Source organism: Paenibacillus shenyangensis, from assembly GCF_000346635.1.
In the GTDB taxonomy this organism is placed as follows: domain Bacteria; phylum Bacillota; class Bacilli; order Paenibacillales; family Paenibacillaceae; genus Saccharibacillus; species Saccharibacillus dauci.
This window is the reverse complement of record NZ_AOIG01000009.1, coordinates 225,069-242,018: the sequence shown is the minus strand read 5'-3', so window position 1 is coordinate 242,018 and position 16,950 is coordinate 225,069. Positions and strand designations below refer to the sequence as shown.

Here is a 16,950-nt window from a genome sequence, read left to right as displayed (position 1 = left end):
TACCCGTTTTGCTCGTGTAAGTTATTTATTCATATACATTGCCGCAGACAACGGGATAGCACTTCTGAGTATTCATTTTAGAGGGTTATTTCCCTGCTGCAAATGCCACGTACAAGATCATTCCCAGTATTGATGAGTCGATATCATTGTATATTGATTGATCACGAAAGTGTAATCAAAATCAATTATTGTTCTTGGAAATGTAGTAAACAACTTGATTGCAATCAACATGTAATAACCGATCCGTTCACGGATGATACGGTTTCTGAACGAAAAATTAAATTTCTTAGTTACCTTCCATTAACAACGCTATCTCACTCCCATATTTATTATTTTATTTCAATAATATATTTTTTTATAAAAAATACTAAATTATTGCTTTTTTCTTCCGACATATAAGAGCGGAGAATCACATCTGTTCTCCAACAACAGCAATGCTAAAACATAATATACAATGAGGAGCACTTACTTTGAAATTAGTAAATCGTCAGAAATTAATCGCTACAGCTATCATCCTGGGTATTACCGCAACTCCCTTTACATCCTCTCCCTGGTTATCTACATCCACAGCTTTTGCTGCTCAAGCGGATACAGCTTCGATGGCTGAAGTACGTACGCTTGGATTGATGACAGGTGGAGCCAAAGGCGATTTTATGCCTGATAAAGTACTTACGCGTGCTGAAATGGCCAAAATTCTGTGCAATATATTTGAACTGAATGTTAAATCCGAATCCAAAACCTCCTATCTGGATGTATCCTCAGCCAATTGGAGTGCACCTTATATTGAAGCTGTTCAGGCTGCCGGTTACATGCAGGGCAATGGCGAACTGTTTTACCCGAATCAAGCAGTAACCCGTCAGGAACTGATCACTTCCCTGGTGAAAGCGATGGATCTGCATAGTGAGACGGCAGATGGTTCCTCTCCAAGCGCGATAGATATTGCACGTTCGTATGGACTGGCTATCGCAGATAACAATGCTGATGCCAATGCACCGCTGAGCCGCCAGACCAGTGCCGATCTGTTTATCCAGCTGCTGGATCATCCGGTAGGTCAGGTTGATGCACAGGGCAGTACAGTGCGTGTCGGTAATATTCCTTACAAAGTAGATGGTGATCTGCAAGGTCTGTTTGGTATCGAGAACGGTAGTGTTCTAAAAGGAGCCAAATTAAACATTGATCGCAGCCAGCGGACCGTAACGAATATCAACACGATTGAATTGAATAGTAACGGCGGCGTTTTTGACGGTAAAGGCATTTCCTTTAGCGGAAACCTGATCGTTAATGGCTCAGTGACTCTCAAAAATATCCAGTCTACCGGTAATCTGCAAATCAATGGAGAACAAGGCGCCAAGCTGACAGCAAAGCTGGATAACAGCAGCTGGGGCAATGTAATGATCTCCTCGATGGATTCGATCCTGCAAGCATCCGGCAGCTCCAAAGTCGGAAAACTGACGCTGAGCAATACAGCAACTGTACAGACAGAAGATACCGCGTCAATTCAGCAGCTCACGATTCAGCCGGATCTGAAAAAGCTTACCCTGAATGGTGCAGTCGATGTATTGGACGCTTCGCTGTATAACGGCAACCCTCTTGTTACGCTGCAGCCAGCTGCTGTAGTGGGTAACATTACCCTGTCCAAGGATAAATCAGCCAACGACGTTATTCTTAACTATGGTGCCCAGAAATCAGCGGTATCCATGATCAATGGTACCAAAAACACCGAGAATCCTGCTCCTGCTGCCAATACGACTAGCAGCACCAAGAAAAAGGACAAGGATAAAGAAAAAGATCAGGAAATCATCGGGCTGGATGTCTCCGGGCTGATGGCAGGCATCGAAAAAGCAAATGATCTGCTGCTCCATCCCCAAGAGATGCCGAGACTTGATGAAGAACCGGGACCTTGGGACGGTATGCTGAAACAAGCGATAGGCAATGCAACAGACGCATTAAATAAAACAGATAGTACCCAGCAGGATGTGGATACAGCTGTACTGGAATTGAACGCATCGATGGAACGATATATTTCTTCCCAAACATCACTATCCAACTTTTTCGATTTCGTAATGACTGTTCGCCATATACCTTTCAATTATACAGATGTAGGGCGTTTCACTTTCAAAGACCGTATGAACAATTTTGAAAAAGATTATTACAATCCGCTGACGACAAAAGCCCAATTTGACGAGTATATCGCAATCGTTGACGAGATGAGAACGCAATTTGAATTGATTCAAAATGTAGACTTTACGGAGTTGAACCAGAAATTGCAATATATCCAGGATCTTTCTCATTCTCCATTCAATCCCGAAGGCGCGTCAAAACTGTTAAGTCTTTATGATCGTTATACCAATAAAATGCATCAAGCCATGACGCAGGATCAGGTGAATAGTCTGCTTCAACAACTGACAGAAGAACTGAGTTCCAGTGGCGGTGGTATTAGTCATCAAGAAGAACCAGAGGAAAGCTACCGGGATAAATTGGAGTTGTTAACTGGCAAAGTAGATACGGTTCTCTATGATGCTAATGATCATTTACAGTTCTACATGCCGAAAGAATTCCCTATCATTAATGAAGCATTGCAACAAGGCAATTCAGTGCTTAGAGGTCAGAACACAAGTATTAGTGATGAAGAAGCCTTTAACCAACTGAATCAAGCATGGAGTACGTTCCGAGTGGCTTATGATCTGAAACTTAACGATCTGCGCAGCCGTCTTAACGAACAGATTATCTCTATTGATAATATTACCAAACAAAATGACAACGGCTTGAGTGAAGAAAGTATTCAGCAACTACTCTCCCTACAGTCAAGAGCACAACAAGCGCTGAATGATCGCTATTCCAGTGTCAGTTTGTTGGGTTCCTTTCAAAACATGATTGATCAGGAACTAAAAAATGCCCAGCCTAAAAACACAACACGCCTACTCGATCTTATCGAGCAATCGAAAATGGAATATAAGCATTATGAAAAATATCATGGTAACGACTATAAGCCAGATAGCTATAAAGATAATAAATATTTTTACTATATGTTCACTGATGCAGAATATCTGGTAAACGATAAAAAAGCGACGCAAGATCAGCTTGATCATTACGAAATCAGATTAAAATTAGCACTTGATGATTACAGTACAGACTGGATTCTTCCTCATATGATCCAGGATGCTTTGCAGAAAGCTTATATGGATATGGATAATGCCCGTAACACATCGGATGAATATTATGTAAACCTGCAAAATGCTGCAAATGATTTGCAAGACGCTACAAACAATCTGAAGTCTAATGATGTTCCTTTTGTTGAATTACGGAAACTGTATATTAATCTATTCGAAGCAGATCGTACATTTGTAGCGCATCAAGCAGAAATTAGCGAAATTCCGGAAAACTCGGCTCCAGAAAATTCTTCCGAAACGCCTGTTGCTGATCCGAGCCCATCTGCTCCAACTTCCGGTACAGAAGAAACCACGCCTGCTTCTGGAACAGAAACAACACCTGCTACCGAAACACCAGCTACACAGAAGCCTGCAACAGAGACAACACCAGATTCCGGCAGCGGGCAGACTTCGCAGCCTGTAGAAAACAACCAGCCGCCAACTTCGTTTGAGCCTGCTGATCAGCACTACGATTATTCTGCACCACCGCAAAACAACCAAACCGAAGCTGCCGCACCAACACCGGTCATTGCAGCAGAACCGGAAACTACAGAAGCTCCGTAAACGGTTTACAGCTACTCCTTTTTCGTTAAACCACAGCTGTACACGATCCACCACCGGATCAATGAAATAACAAAAAAGAGCGATCATGCAGGAGAAAACTCCGGACATGATCGCTCTTTTACATTATTTATAAGAGATGAACTAACTATAATCTTCTATTAATATAATCTTATCATCTGATATTTTGAACTTGGATGTTCCGTTTAATTCCAGCTGGTCTCCACTCTTGTATCCATTCGGCAGATCAACGGCAAAGGTACCTTTATACATGATGCCTACCTCAATACAATCATCATTCCAATTATAGCCGGTAATCGTCTGACAGCGGGTAGCAAACATCGCAGCAGACTGCTGTGCCAATTCTCTGAAGTGCTGTATCCCCTGGGTCTCTGCAGTAATTTCTCCACTAGCGATATTTCTGAAAGTAATATCATCGTGCAGGAAGCTCATCATGCCTTCAATATCAAAGGTATTATATGCTTGTACATATGAATCAATCATGTCCTTCATTGCTCTGCTGATCATATTATCGCTCCCTTGCATGACGAATATACAACACCATTATCCTACCATCTTTTGGATACAGTCACATCCGTCTGTAGGAACAAAAGGAAGAAATCCGTTTAGTTCGTATCTGCCGTCTTTGCAGCACTAGAATCTGCTGCTTTCTCGATCGTATGCTTGGAAGCAATCGCATTGGTCCAATCGGGATAGGCGGAATCGACCCACCAGGTGTCTTTTTGCGGCTGCTGGGTAATCTGGTAAGTCCAGTCCAGATTCTTCTCGCCGATCTTGCCGTTCGGATCTGTGGTCTGGTATACCTGTGTAGCGTCCAGCTGAATACTGTCTTTGTGGACTTCGACAGAATCCAGATCAATCACGACTTTTTGCAGCTTGTATTTTAGAGGTGTAGCGAAATAACCCTTCATCTCGTATTCAGCCCGACGATAGTAATCCGCCTCGGGATTTACACTTTTGAGTGCTTTGGCATTACTTGTATTCATGGCTTCCGCCAGACTGATCGAGGCATTATATACGCTATCCAGCGCCAGGTCGGCGATTGGCTTCTGTATGACTGCATTAAGGTCATAATTCTCTTCCTCAGCCGGATTCAGAGTTACTTCTCCGGTAATATCCTTGCCCTGCGCATTGATATGTACAGTAATCAAGGATTTTTCCGGAGCGGGCTGGATCTGGATATACTGGCTCGGATCACCGGTAACCGGCTTTTCATTCAGGGTAACCGTGGATTCCATCTCGGGAAGACGAAGATCCAGCGAAGCCATTTGCGTATAGTCGAATGCTGCTTCAGCCGGACGATTCACACTGAAGGCTTCTACCTTATCGGTGATCGGTACATCTGCATAGGCGCTGCTGATCGTTCCTTTATACGTATAAACGGCTGGCCACAGATCCTTGATCGTATCGTGATCCTTGTCTGTTTGGAGGCTTCCAATCGCCATGGATGTAGTCAGTGTCTCATTCATATAAGATAAAGCCGCTTTGACATCCACTGGTTCGATATGAACCATCCAGCGGGTACCACGCCAAGAATCGACAGGTACAAGTGTCATCCAGTACGATTGATTGATACGGTCTCTGACCTGGCTTCTCAGCGATTCCACCATAGCCGATCCTGCTTCCTGGCTGGCTTCAGCGCTATCCAGTGCATTGTCAATCTGTTCATTATAGGCAGACTTGGTGCCTTCATTTTGTAATGCCTCGGTAAATAATGCCCGTCTCTGCTCTTCCCGAAGCGGCGAATCCGAATCATCCAGATGCTTGACCAGTCCATCGGTATCACCAGCTTCGACAGCAGCGGTAAGCTGCTCGGCAAGTTCCTCTGGAGTAGAAGGCCCATTGGTTGCCCGCAGGATAAAGAAAGCGATAAGCAGCAGTATAATCGCGCTTCCACCGATCAACAATGTGCGTTTCGTTCGGGGCGAGAGCTCAATCGGCTCCCTGACCGGCTTGGGCTCTGATTGAGCCGGAGTATTCGCTGTTATCTCTGCAGCAGATTCAGGCTCCAGACGATGTCCACACTCCCGGCAAAATACCCAGTCCGGCTGTGTAGGGGTACCGCAATGTCCACAGTACATGTATATTCCTCTCCTTATATGTAAAATAATGGTTTGATAAGTCCATGTTACCCTATTGGGGCTCTTTTAGAACAAATCTCCGCCCATTCCTTTGAATGCATCCATCAGCTCGGTACCAAAAGAATTAAATACGATCAGTTCAGCGATGACCTGAATCAATACAGCTGCCGCAATAAACCAGACGGCACGTTCGCGGTTGATACGGAACAGCTCTATACCTGCATACAGCGTCAAAGCCAGTGCAGCTATAATCGTTGTAAGCAGTAGTACAAACGAAGCTTTGACCGATACAAACATTACCAGTGCAGCTACGATCAGGACTGCTCCAGCGACTAATTGCAGACCGCCCAGCTGAACCAGACTGTTCTTCCAGTCTGTACGCTGCGTACCGAGCTTGCTTCCCAGCAGGAAAACAGCCGCCAGCATAACGATCAGTGATACGAGACCAAGGATGAACATATGATTAACGATAGGCATATATTCGCTCGCATTGCTATATGCATTGCTGTACGCTTTACTATCATCCCTCATCAGACCGCCAAACTGGCTGATCATCGCTTTGATCAGCTGATGCTTGAAGGACCAGCTCCATAGAACAAAACCAATTAATGATGCAATAATACCGAGCAGTCCGTACAACCAGTCACTATCTCCTTTGAGATGGAGCGCAGACATGGGGTTTTTCAGCAAATTCAGAATCTTGTGCCGATCTACTCGTGCTAGTTGCTCTCTCGCCGTCATAACCAGTGGCGCTGATGCGGATACAGGTTCGGGTGACGACTGACTCGCCATACAGGTATGTATTTCATTCTCTTGAAGCTGGGTACCACATTTTGTGCAAAATGCCATTTTAATTCCTCCATTATGTAGTTAAAATTAACTAGGTAATATTATCTAATTTTAGTCCGTTGAATATAGTACCATGTTCCTTGGTTAGTTTCCAATGTTTTTTAAATCAGGAAATATTGTGGGAGGAAAAGAATAACGCAGGTGTGGGAGATTAGACACCGCTGCAGGAAGGGATTCTGCCGGCTCCCTCCGGTTAAGCCCGGATATTTTGAACGACCGCTTACAGCGGTAAATATCCAAGCTTAAATGTCGGTCTCTGGCAGAATTCCCTTCCTTTCGCTCTGTATATTGTGAGGACAAGCGTTATCTACTGAGGAGTGAAAAGGCAAATTAAATGTTTGCTGGTAAATGGTCTGAAATATAAAATGCCAGCACAGGCGCTGAACACGCCTTGCTGGCATTTGAACTAAAATTTAATTACAATTATAACTTTGATAAATGTCAGGATCTAAAATCCAGCCATGAATCAGCAGTAGATGAAGACAACTACTCGTAGCGGAGGAAAGGGAATGATCCGGCAAGCCGATCTTTAAGATTGGATATTTACCGCGATCAACGGTAGTTCAAAATATCCAATCTTAACCAGAGGCAGGCAGGATCATCCCTTTTCGGAGCGATGTATCATATATATTCCGTCCCATATTATTTATCACTTTGCAACTACTTTACATCTATAATCACAAAAACAATCGCGATTACCGTTTAACCAAGCTGAACATCCTCATAATAATTGACTATGAAAGGATGCTCAAGACCCCGCCCCGCGATATCTCTTCACACCGCTGTTCCACAGCAGCAGACTCGCTGTGAAAAACACAATGCCCATGACCGGCGTCAACCAGGCCATTGCCATCATCTCCTGCCGCTGCAAGAACAAAGCTGCCGGATAGATCCCGACAAAAGCAAACGGCAGCACCCAGGTCAGAATGATCTGAATCGCACGGTTGTAGATGGTGATCGGGTAACGTCCGTATGTCTGGATATTCACCATCAGCGGAATGATTCCAGTCGGCGAGTCCGAATAGAACGAGACCGAAGTCAGTATAATGTAGATTCCAGCATAGATCAGCGTCGAACCGATCGTCATGATAATCAGCACCGGAATATACCACCATTCCATTTCCAGACCCAGCTGTCCACCGCTCCAGATCATGATGATAATACCGATCACCGAGCCGATCAGTGATGGCGGATCCAGATTCTCCAGGAAAATCTGGAACAGGCTGTGCGCTGGACGCGTCAGAATGCGGTCCATCTCGCCTTTGACAATATAGCGGTCACCAAAGTTCCACAGATTAATAAAGCAGCTATACAGCCCGTACGGCACCATGAAGTATCCATAGACAAAAACCACTTCCGCTTCGGTAAATCCACCCAGTGTCTCGGTATGGGCAAATACAACGAAGATAAAGATCAGGTTAGTTGCCTGGAACAGCAGATCCGAGATCACTTCTACCCAGAAGTCGGCGCGATAGGTCAATCTTGTTTTCACATAGTTGGTAAAGTATTCCCAGATCAAACCCAGATAATACATCGACTCAGCCCCCCTGTACGAACAGCCGCACCCGGGCAGCGCGCCATGTAAAATAAATCGGTATCAGCAGAATCAGGAACCAGATCACCTGAATGCCAAGTACTTCAAGAATCCCTGTGCCCTGAACACGTCCGGTAAATACCGAACCCGGCAAATACGTGATCGCCTGAAACGGGAGGAAATTCATAATGCTGGTCAGCCAGCCCGGGAAAAAGCTGATCGGAATCAGCAGGCCGGAGAACAAATCGACGACCACCCGCTTCATGCGCATCAGTCCATCATTATTTTCAATAAAAAAGGCCATCAGGCCAATCAGGATATTAATCTGCGAATTAATCAAAAAGCTGAAAAACAGCATCACCAGAAACCCAATCCAGGATACCGGACTGGTCGGCAGCTGCACCGGGAACAACAGCACCGCAATAATCATGCCCGGAATCATAAACATCGTAAACCTGAAAATCCCCTCGCCAAACCCCTGCATCATCTTCACCAGCAGGTAGTTATACGGACGAATAAACTGGATTGCGATCGTACCGTCACGAATCTCGGTTGCAATCTCCCGGTCCAGATTATTAAAGTAAAATGCTCGTGCCATCCAGGATACAGCTACATAGGTCGTCATTTGCGCAGCCGTAAAGCCGGCAATCTGCTCCTTGCCGCCGTATATTGCCTGCCAGGTGAAATAGTACACCCCGATATTAAGTGTATAGACCAGAATGCCGGAATAATAATTGACCCGGTAGGCCAGCATCGTAAGGAATCGGATGCGAATAAAATCCAGATACAGACTAGACATGCGGCTGTTCCTCCGGCTTCTCCGCCGAGCCCGAACTGTAAATCTGGCGTACGATTTCGTCTGTACTCGTCTCCGAGATCTGTACATCCGTCACTTCTGCCTGACCCAATACACGGGAAAACACATCCGATACCGCCATATCTGCGGGTACGAGCGCGGTAGCGACCAGATCGCTCTCCTGTGTCCACGTGACCGGCAGCCCCATCGTCCATGTATTCAGCTGGGCAGCCTGTACGGCTCCGCCAAACTGGAAGCGGACTTCACGACCACGTCCCCAGCGAGTCTTGAGATCATCCAGACCGCCATCATAAATAATGCTGCCTGCATCGAGCATAATGACCCGTGAGCAGAGTGCTTCGATATCCTGCAGATCATGGGTCGTCAGCAGAATCGTCGTGCCCTGTGTACGATTCAGATCTTTGAGGAATTCACGAATTTCCGATTTGACGACGATATCCAGTCCAATCGTCGGCTCATCCAGAAAAACAATCGATGGATTATGCAGCAGCGCCGCTACCAATTCGCAGCGCATTCGCTGACCAAGACTGAGCTTGCGCACCGGGCGACTGAGCAGTTCCTGCAGCTGCAGACGCTCTACGAGCTCATCCAGTCTCTTTTTGAAATCGGCTTCGGATACCTGATATACCTTGCGCAGCAGCTGGAATGACTCAATAACACCGATATCCCACCACAACTGACTGCGCTGTCCGAATACGACGCCGATCCCCTGTACAAACTTCTCGCGCTCCTGATACGGCACATAGCCGTTGACCTTGATATGACCGGAAGTCGGCACCAGGATGCCTGTCAGCATCTTGATCGTGGTTGATTTGCCGGCTCCATTTTCTCCGATGTATCCGCAGATTTCGCCCTGCGGAATCGTAAAGCTGATATCGTTAACCGCTGCTACTTCCCGGTATTCGCGGGCAAACAGATCCTGCAGCGCACCCTTGAGTCCGCCCCGGCTCTGCTGAATCCGGAAGTTCTTGCGTAGATCCTGTACTTCTATCGCCTGCATGAATGTCTCCTTTGTGACCCATTTGTAACTTTTGGGGTCTTTTTTGTAGTGCGGAGGAACAGTATAATCACACACAGAGCCAAGGGGGAGTTGACGGTAGCTAACTTACTTGTTCCATGGTTGTGTGATAATTGATTGTTGCCTGAAAAGAAATTATAATGTACGGGTGTTGTTAAGACAATGCAAAGTAACTAACTTTTATCCACTGGGTATTTCGCAGATGCCCGTCAGCTGCCTGCTCCTTGCAGATGTACAGATGACACCGAATAGAAAGCACATCCAATACATGGCTAACCTTATTGTTGAAAGGAAGAACGTGCATGAATGTAAAAACAAAGCGAACGTTGCTTTGGAGCCTCGGCATTATCGCCGTCGCGATCATAGGCTATGCGATTTACTACTTCACAGCTGTATATAACCAGATTGGTGCCCTGCAGAAAACCGGGGATGCCTCTCCATTCAAAAATGTACCTACCAATACCGTTGCTGCAGCAGCCCCGCCGGTATGGACCGGAACCGAACCTGTTAATATCCTGCTGATGGGTGTCGATTCCCGTAACTCCGACGATGGCGAAATTCCGCGTTCGGATACGATGCTGGTCGCTTCACTCGATCCGGTCAAAAAGACGATTCATCTGTTCTCCATCCTGCGTGATACGTATGTAGATATCCCGGGTTATGGCGAGAACCGGATCAATAGCGCGATTACTCACGGTCCGAATACCGCTATGAAGACAGTCAGTGATCTGCTCGGCATTCCCGTGCAGTATTACGTATATACCGACTTCCAGGGCTTTATCAAGCTGGTGGATGCGGTAGGCGGTATTGATTTCAAAGTAGAAAAAGATATGCACTACACCAGTGCAGCGGATAAACACGTATACGATATTGATCTCAAAGCAGGTATGCAGCATCTCGACGGCAAAACGGCACTTCAGTATGTTCGTTTCCGCCATGATGCGACATCCGACTTTACCCGTACCGAGCGGCAGCGTGCCTTCCTGACTGCAGTCGGCGACAAGCTCAAGTCTACCACGTCGATCATGAAGCTGCCGGATATTCTGGAGCAGATTAATCCGTATATTGATACCAATCTGAGTACGGATGATCTGTGGAAGCTTGCCAGCGTCGCCTATGACAGCAAAATGAGCGGCAGTGAACAGTTGCCTCCAAATGATCTGCTGGACGAGAAACATGTAGGCGGAGCAGCCGTTATCGGTGTGAAGAGCGAGGATAAACTCAAGCAGTTCATTCAGGACACTCTGAACAAAAATACGACTGATCCGATCCCTGTATCTTCAGGCAGCAAAGACAGCAGTACTAATGGAACGAGCAGCTCAAACAGTACAGGAAGCTCTACGTCCAGCTCGTCTACTCGGTCCCCTGCTTCCATCTCGGGAGCAACCAGTCTGTCGGGCAGTTCCAGTCATTAATTGCTTCTATAACAACATGCAGTAACATTATTCATTTCATGCTGGACCGGTAATCGTGTTAAAATGGTTACGGTCTGGCATGGATACGAACTACATGAGATTCAACAAAGCGCCCAGATCATGGGCGCTTTTTATTATGTCTGCCCTGCACTCGTGACGGTGACAGCTTCAGTTATCGTATGTGCAGCAGAGCGGCGTAATGATACACATATGGCTGCAATCGCCCAAAGGCCCGCATTTATTATAATTGCGCTTGAAGATTCGGAAGCGCCCAAGGAGAGATAGATATGAATCGCACAAAGTCTGAACAATTGTATGAACAGGCACTGAAACATATTGTAGGTGGAGTGAACAGTCCGTCCCGCTCATTCAAAGCGGTTGGCGGCGGTGCACCGGTATTTATGGCTTCTGCCAAAGGCGCACACTTCTTCGATGTAGATGGCAACAAATATATCGATTATCTGGCGGCATTTGGTCCGATTATTACAGGACATGCCCATCCGCACATTACAGCAGCTATTACCCGTGCTGCTGAAAATGGCGTGCTGTACGGTACACCGACCGAGCTGGAGATCCAGATGGCCATGATGCTCAAGGAAAGTATTCCTTCGATGGACAAGGTACGCTTCGTCAACTCCGGTACTGAAGCGGTTATGTCCACTATCCGTGTCGCACGTGCTTACACGAATCGTACCAAAATTATCAAATTTGCCGGCTGCTACCATGGTCACTCCGATCTGGTACTCGTCGCTGCAGGCTCCGGACCGTCCACACTGGGTACACCGGACAGCGCAGGTGTTCCAGCCAGTATCGCGAATGAAGTAATTACAGTGCCTTTTAACAATCTGGAAGGTCTGCAAGCGGCTCTGGAACGTTGGGGCGATGAAGTGGCAGCGGTGATGGTCGAGCCAATTGTCGGCAACTTCGGTATGGTGATGCCGGAAAAGGGATTCCTCGAAGGACTATGCAAGCTCGCTCATGATCATGGCGCACTTGTCATCTATGATGAAGTCATTACTGCATTCCGCTTCCATTATGGCTCTGCCCAGACGTACAGCGGCCTCGATAATCACGAACAGATCATGCCCGATCTGACTGCACTGGGCAAAATTATCGGCGGTGGTCTGCCGATCGGTGCGTATGGCGGCCGCAAGCATATTATGGATCAGGTGGCTCCGCTCGGTCCTGCTTATCAGGCAGGTACAATGGCAGGCAACCCGGCATCTATCGCCTCCGGTATCGCCTGTCTGGAAGTTCTGCAGGGTGAAGGCGTGTATGACGAAATGGAACGTCTGGCGATCCGCCTGACCGACGGTATCCAGGCATCTGCCGAGCGTTATGGAGTACCATTGACCATCAACCGGATTCGCGGCGCGTTCTCGACGCATTTCTGCGATCATCCGGTAACGGATTATGATCAGGCCCAGGATACGGATGGCGAGAAGTTCGCTGCTTTCTTCCGTCATATGCTGGATCGTGGTATCTGTCTCGCCGCTTCCAAGTACGAAGCATGGTTCCTGACGACCGCTCATACAGATATGGATATCGATCTGACACTGCAGGCAGCGGATGAGTCTCTCAAGCTGGTTGCCGAAGGCAAGTAAAGCTTACACTTCCTGCTGTCATACATCTGGATGATTCCATCTCCTATGTTACAGCCTGATATTGCTTTAACTTTAATTAGATATTTTAGTACATGCTTGATCAGATGAATGGCAAAGCACCCCTTTCCGGGTGCTTTTTTTATTTCGTCAGGAATCGGTAGCTATACGAACGCGAATGCGGATCTTTTGAAATTCGGTAAAAAAACATGCTGCGAACAGTCAATCTCTAACTATGGAATGACAAAATAAAATATTCGTCATTCCATAGTTAGTATGATATGCTGTTGCCATCAGAAATAGACAACCAGATCCACATCATCTCTCATAGAAAGCAGGAAACTAACCATGTCAAAACAACTTCAACATAAAGTAGCTATCGTTACGGGCGCATCACGGGGAATCGGACGCACGATTGCTTTGCAGCTCGGTGCAATGGGAGCGCGTGTCGTCGTCAACTATGCGAACAGCCCGGACAAAGCTCAGCAAGTCGTGGAACAGATTACCCAGGCAGGCGGCGAAGCGGTGGCTATTCAGGCTGACCTCAGCCGTATCGACGGTGTACAATCCCTGTTCAGCCGTACAATGGATGTATGGGGCCAGCTGGATATCCTCATCAATAATGCAGGCGCCAATATCTACAAACCACTGGCACAAGTAACCGAAGCGGACTTCGATCTGCAGTTCAATCTGAATGTCAAAGGGACCTTTTTTGCGTGCCAGCAGGCACTGGAACATATGAATGAACAAGGTCGTATCATCAACTTCTCCACTTCGGTCGTAGGACAGATGTTCCCGGCGTATAGTGTGTATGCGGGCACCAAGGGTGCCGTGGAGCAATTTACCCGCCAACTCGCCAAAGAAGTAGCTGTGAAGCAGATCACGATCAATGCAATTGCTCCAGGACCGGTGAATACCGAATTATTCAATGAAGGCAAAACCGAACAGCAGATCGAAGGTCTCCGTAAAAGCGCTGCACTGGGCCGTATTGGTGAACCGGAAGATATCGCAAACGTGATTGAGTTCCTTGTGAGCGAGAAATCGCAGTGGATTACAGGGCAGACCATTCGCGTAAATGGCGGCTTTATCTAATCTTTCGGTTCCTTCGCTTGATGCGAGGATATCATCGGTTGCTTGGCAGGGCTGATAAGCAGGCGGCTGATCTCGTGTGCGACTTTACGCAGAGCAGGGCCGATCTGTTCGGCGGGTACGTTGGACACATTGATTCGCAGCTGGTTGGAATAATACCGGCTGTGACTCAGGAAATAGCGATCGGTGGAGTCAGCAGTAATCTGCTGTTCAGCCAACCGGCGAATCAGTATTCCTGTCGGGAAATTGGCTGGCAGCGAGAGAGTGGTATGGATCGTATCAGTCAGATATGCTTCGGCGAAAAACGGATAATCTGCGGTTAGCTCCCGAATGATACGCTGCAGCTCAACTATGCGTTCACGGTAGGCATCCAGCATCCGGCTGCGGTAACGGGTGAACATGCCGTTTCGGATGTACACATGCAGTGCTGCCTGGGATAATACCGAGCTGTCTACGTCCAGCATACTTTTGTAACGAGCAAAGGTATCGATGAGCGCATCCGGCAGAACAGCAGCACCGATACGCAGACCAGGGAACAGAATTTTGGAATAACTTTTCAGGTAAATGACATGATCGGACGTATCATAGGCATATAGCGGGTCATTGGATGGCTGCTGCTCCAGATCAGCGAGGTAATCATCTTCGACCAGATAGACATCGTATTTATGTGCCAGCGCGACAATTTTTTTCTTTTCCCGGACAGTCAGTGAAGTGCCCAGCGGATTATGAAACCGCGGCATCACATAGAAAAATTTGATGCTGCCTTCCCGGAATAATTGTTCCAGCTGCTGCAGATCGATTCCTGCCGAAGTTCGCTGAATTTCCTGTACCGGAACCTTCAGCGTCTCCAGCATCTCAATCAACAGATGATATCCCGGCTGTTCGATCAGGACCGTCTCCCGGCCGGATGGGAATGGCATCATCGTCAAAATGGACAATGCCCGATGTACACCGGAAGTGATATGTAGTTGGGACAGGCGTGCGAATACCTGCACTTCTTCCAGCTGTTGGCGGATTTCTTCCAGAAGTGGCGGCAGCCCCTGCGGCATTCCGTAGGTAAACAGTTGATCCCGATAAATATGCATAGCTCCCTGCAAGCAGCTCTGAAAATCCTCAAACGGGAAAATCTCTGCTGCCGGCGCAGCCGAAGCCAGATCGATTCGCTGTATTGCATGTTCATGCTGACGATCCAGCTGCTGCCGGGCTACATAATAACCGCTGCGATTCATGACGTAGACCCACTGGTCCCGCGCCAACTGCTCATAAGCGCGTACAACGGTAGCCGGACTGCAGCCATAGGCTGCGGACATTTTGCGGATCGAAGGCAGCTTCTGTCCGGCTACGAGTGAACCGTCGCGAATCTGCTGTTCCAGTGCAGTTACAAGCTGCTGATGCTTGGTCATATTCCCCTTCCTCCCTGTTCTCTGTTCTCTGTTCTCTGTTCAAGTATAAATGATTCTCCAACCGAGTACGTTGTACTCTCCAACAAATTGTACTGGTACAGTTGACTGGTAAATGCGTTGTCGCTTCACCCGATAGAACTCTATATTAAATAAGCAGTCATCACCTGGAATACAGCCGGTAGATTATCTGCTGGCATGCTCCTTGGTACATGAGCTGCTTCATTCCGATATGGAGGTATATTATGACAACTCAACATCCATCTGCATCTTCTTCCTCATCGACTGCTTCAGCCGATCTTTCCGAAGCTTCACATCATCGGGAATCTGTACAGGAACAGCACCGAAGCGATAGCCGGATGCCTGCCTATCTCGCTGCCCTGGGCTATGCGTTGATTATTGGATTTTCCTTTTTATTCGTGAAAATGACTGTGCATATCGCCAGTCCGCTGGATGTGCTGGGACACCGGTTCCTTATTTCCGTAATCGGTCTAGGTATTCCTATTCTGCTCGGCTGGGTACGCATCCGGATCAGCTGGAAAGATGTATGGCGAATTTTGCCACTGGCTCTGCTATCGCCGATATTATTTTTCATGCTGCAAGCCTATGGACTGCTCAGTGCTTCCTCTTCGGAAGCAGGTATTATCCAGGCGATGACGCCCGTATTTACATTGCTGCTGGCTGCTTATTTTCTCAAGGAAAAGACATCTCTCCTGCAAAAACTCTCTCTGCTGCTGTCTGTAGCGGGCGTTGTTTTCATGTTCACGATGAAAGGAGGCGCCAGCTTCTCCGCAGCCAGTCTCGCCGGTATTGCCCTGCTCGCAGGCTCGGCACTGAGCTTCGCCGGATATGGCGTATTGGCTCGTCCGCTGACCCGCAAATATAATCCGCTGGAGCTGACCTGGGTAACCATGGTTATCGCCTGCATCGTTTTCAATCTGCTGACGCTGGGCAGACATGTACTGCAAGGCGACCTGACTGCCTATATCGTTCCCCTGCAGCAGCCGAGCTATATTCTGGCTCTGCTTTATCTGGGTATCCTGTCTTCCCTTGTTACTACGATCCTGTCCAGCTATGCTCTATCCCGGCTCAAAGCGACACAAATGAGCGTATTTAGCAACTTTGCCACAGTCACTTCCATGATCGCCGGTACTGTCTTTTTGCAGGAGCAACTCTATTACTACCATATTATTGGAGCCATACTTATTATCGTCGGTGTGCTTGGCACCAATTGGACAGGCAAACGGAGCCGTGCTTCTGAATAGTCAGCTCACACTCCAGCCTGCTCCATGGCACTTTCTGATACCCGATAACAAATGATCCTATAAGGTGGATTATTCTTTCTCCGTCAAATGAAGTATAGTTAAGGTACAATTACATTGCTAACCTAACTATATCTACACTCATCGACTAGA

The 16,950-nt window shown here is 47.3% G+C and carries 13 protein-coding genes; 6 read left to right on the top strand and 7 right to left on the bottom strand.

Translation table 11 applies throughout. The features are described from left to right. The first annotated feature begins 470 nt into the window (after positions 1–470). On the top strand, positions 471–3,713 hold the full coding sequence (locus tag H065_RS26920; protein WP_017812694.1) for an S-layer homology domain-containing protein: 3,243 nt from the start codon (positions 471–473) through the stop codon (positions 3,711–3,713). 141 nt (positions 3,714–3,854) lie between these two features. On the opposite strand, the gene H065_RS0108880 is transcribed toward H065_RS26920, so the two are convergent. The 6 genes from H065_RS0108880 to H065_RS0108855 all read right to left on the bottom strand — a co-directional run bounded on the left by H065_RS0108880 (position 3,855) and on the right by H065_RS0108855 (position 10,012). Then, a complete protein-coding gene (locus H065_RS0108880; RefSeq protein WP_017812693.1) occupies positions 3,855–4,238 on the bottom strand; it encodes a nuclear transport factor 2 family protein in 384 nt (127 codons plus the stop codon). A gap of 98 nt (positions 4,239–4,336) precedes the next feature. Further along, positions 4,337–5,812, bottom strand: a complete 1,476-nt coding sequence (locus tag H065_RS0108875; protein WP_017812692.1) for a zinc-ribbon domain-containing protein — start codon at positions 5,810–5,812, stop codon at positions 4,337–4,339. Positions 5,813–5,878: 66 nt separating this feature from the next. After that, positions 5,879–6,661, bottom strand: coding sequence for a hypothetical protein (locus H065_RS0108870; protein WP_017812691.1), 783 nt, complete (start codon positions 6,659–6,661; stop codon positions 5,879–5,881). A 748-nt stretch (positions 6,662–7,409) separates the two neighbouring features. Further along, positions 7,410–8,195, bottom strand: a complete 786-nt coding sequence (locus tag H065_RS0108865) for an ABC transporter permease (protein WP_017812690.1) — start codon at positions 8,193–8,195, stop codon at positions 7,410–7,412. Positions 8,196–8,199: 4 nt separating this feature from the next. Next, the gene (locus H065_RS0108860; RefSeq protein ID WP_017812689.1) at positions 8,200–8,994 is read right to left on the bottom strand and encodes an ABC transporter permease; all 795 of its coding nucleotides are present in this window, start codon (positions 8,992–8,994) and stop codon (positions 8,200–8,202) included. Next, positions 8,987–10,012, bottom strand: coding sequence for an ABC transporter ATP-binding protein (locus H065_RS0108855; RefSeq protein ID WP_017812688.1), 1,026 nt, complete (start codon positions 10,010–10,012; stop codon positions 8,987–8,989). The genes H065_RS0108860 and H065_RS0108855 overlap by 8 nt, the downstream gene beginning before the upstream one ends. Positions 10,013–10,332: 320 nt before the next feature. On the opposite strand from H065_RS0108855, the gene H065_RS0108850 reads away from it, so the two are divergent. The 4 genes from H065_RS0108850 to H065_RS0108840 all read left to right on the top strand — a co-directional run bounded on the left by H065_RS0108850 (position 10,333) and on the right by H065_RS0108840 (position 14,138). Then, the gene (locus tag H065_RS0108850) at positions 10,333–11,445 is read left to right on the top strand and encodes an LCP family protein (protein WP_017812687.1); all 1,113 of its coding nucleotides are present in this window, start codon (positions 10,333–10,335) and stop codon (positions 11,443–11,445) included. A gap of 63 nt (positions 11,446–11,508) precedes the next feature. Next, positions 11,509–11,730, top strand: coding sequence for a hypothetical protein (locus H065_RS25630; RefSeq protein WP_017812686.1), 222 nt, complete (start codon positions 11,509–11,511; stop codon positions 11,728–11,730). 2 nt (positions 11,731–11,732) lie between these two features. After that, positions 11,733–13,049 (top strand): glutamate-1-semialdehyde 2,1-aminomutase, encoded by a 1,317-nt coding sequence (locus tag H065_RS0108845; protein ID WP_017812685.1) that lies wholly within the window; start codon positions 11,733–11,735, stop codon positions 13,047–13,049. A 345-nt stretch (positions 13,050–13,394) separates the two neighbouring features. Next, complete coding sequence (locus H065_RS0108840) at positions 13,395–14,138, top strand: SDR family oxidoreductase (protein WP_017812684.1); 744 nt, start codon at positions 13,395–13,397, stop codon at positions 14,136–14,138. On the opposite strand, the gene H065_RS25625 is transcribed toward H065_RS0108840, so the two are convergent. After that, positions 14,135–15,538 (bottom strand): aminotransferase-like domain-containing protein, encoded by a 1,404-nt coding sequence (locus H065_RS25625; RefSeq protein ID WP_017812683.1) that lies wholly within the window; start codon positions 15,536–15,538, stop codon positions 14,135–14,137. The genes H065_RS0108840 and H065_RS25625 overlap by 4 nt on opposite strands. A 356-nt stretch (positions 15,539–15,894) precedes the next feature. On the opposite strand from H065_RS25625, the gene H065_RS0108830 reads away from it, so the two are divergent. After that, positions 15,895–16,800 (top strand): DMT family transporter, encoded by a 906-nt coding sequence (locus H065_RS0108830; RefSeq protein ID WP_026136120.1) that lies wholly within the window; start codon positions 15,895–15,897, stop codon positions 16,798–16,800. Positions 16,801–16,950 lie beyond the last annotated feature (150 nt).

Excerpts from the sequence above, each read along its gene's own strand:
- H065_RS0108855 (WP_017812688.1), bottom strand. The coding sequence starts at position 10,012 with ATGCAGGCGATAGAAGTACAGGATCTACGCAAGAACTTCCGGATTCAG.
- H065_RS0108880 (WP_017812693.1), bottom strand. The coding sequence starts at position 4,238 with ATGATCAGCAGAGCAATGAAGGACATGATTGATTCATATGTACAAGCA.
- H065_RS0108845 (WP_017812685.1), top strand. The coding sequence starts at position 11,733 with ATGAATCGCACAAAGTCTGAACAATTGTATGAACAGGCACTGAAACAT.
- H065_RS0108830 (WP_026136120.1), top strand. The coding sequence starts at position 15,895 with ATGCCTGCCTATCTCGCTGCCCTGGGCTATGCGTTGATTATTGGATTT.
- H065_RS0108840 (WP_017812684.1), top strand. The coding sequence starts at position 13,395 with ATGTCAAAACAACTTCAACATAAAGTAGCTATCGTTACGGGCGCATCA.
- H065_RS0108860 (WP_017812689.1), bottom strand. The coding sequence starts at position 8,994 with ATGTCTAGTCTGTATCTGGATTTTATTCGCATCCGATTCCTTACGATG.
- H065_RS0108850 (WP_017812687.1), top strand. The coding sequence starts at position 10,333 with ATGAATGTAAAAACAAAGCGAACGTTGCTTTGGAGCCTCGGCATTATC.
- H065_RS25630 (WP_017812686.1), top strand. The coding sequence starts at position 11,509 with ATGGTTACGGTCTGGCATGGATACGAACTACATGAGATTCAACAAAGC.
- H065_RS0108865 (WP_017812690.1), bottom strand. The coding sequence starts at position 8,195 with ATGTATTATCTGGGTTTGATCTGGGAATACTTTACCAACTATGTGAAA.
- H065_RS0108875 (WP_017812692.1), bottom strand. The coding sequence starts at position 5,812 with ATGTACTGTGGACATTGCGGTACCCCTACACAGCCGGACTGGGTATTT.
- H065_RS25625 (WP_017812683.1), bottom strand. The coding sequence starts at position 15,538 with ATGACCAAGCATCAGCAGCTTGTAACTGCACTGGAACAGCAGATTCGC.
- H065_RS0108870 (WP_017812691.1), bottom strand. The coding sequence starts at position 6,661 with ATGGCATTTTGCACAAAATGTGGTACCCAGCTTCAAGAGAATGAAATA.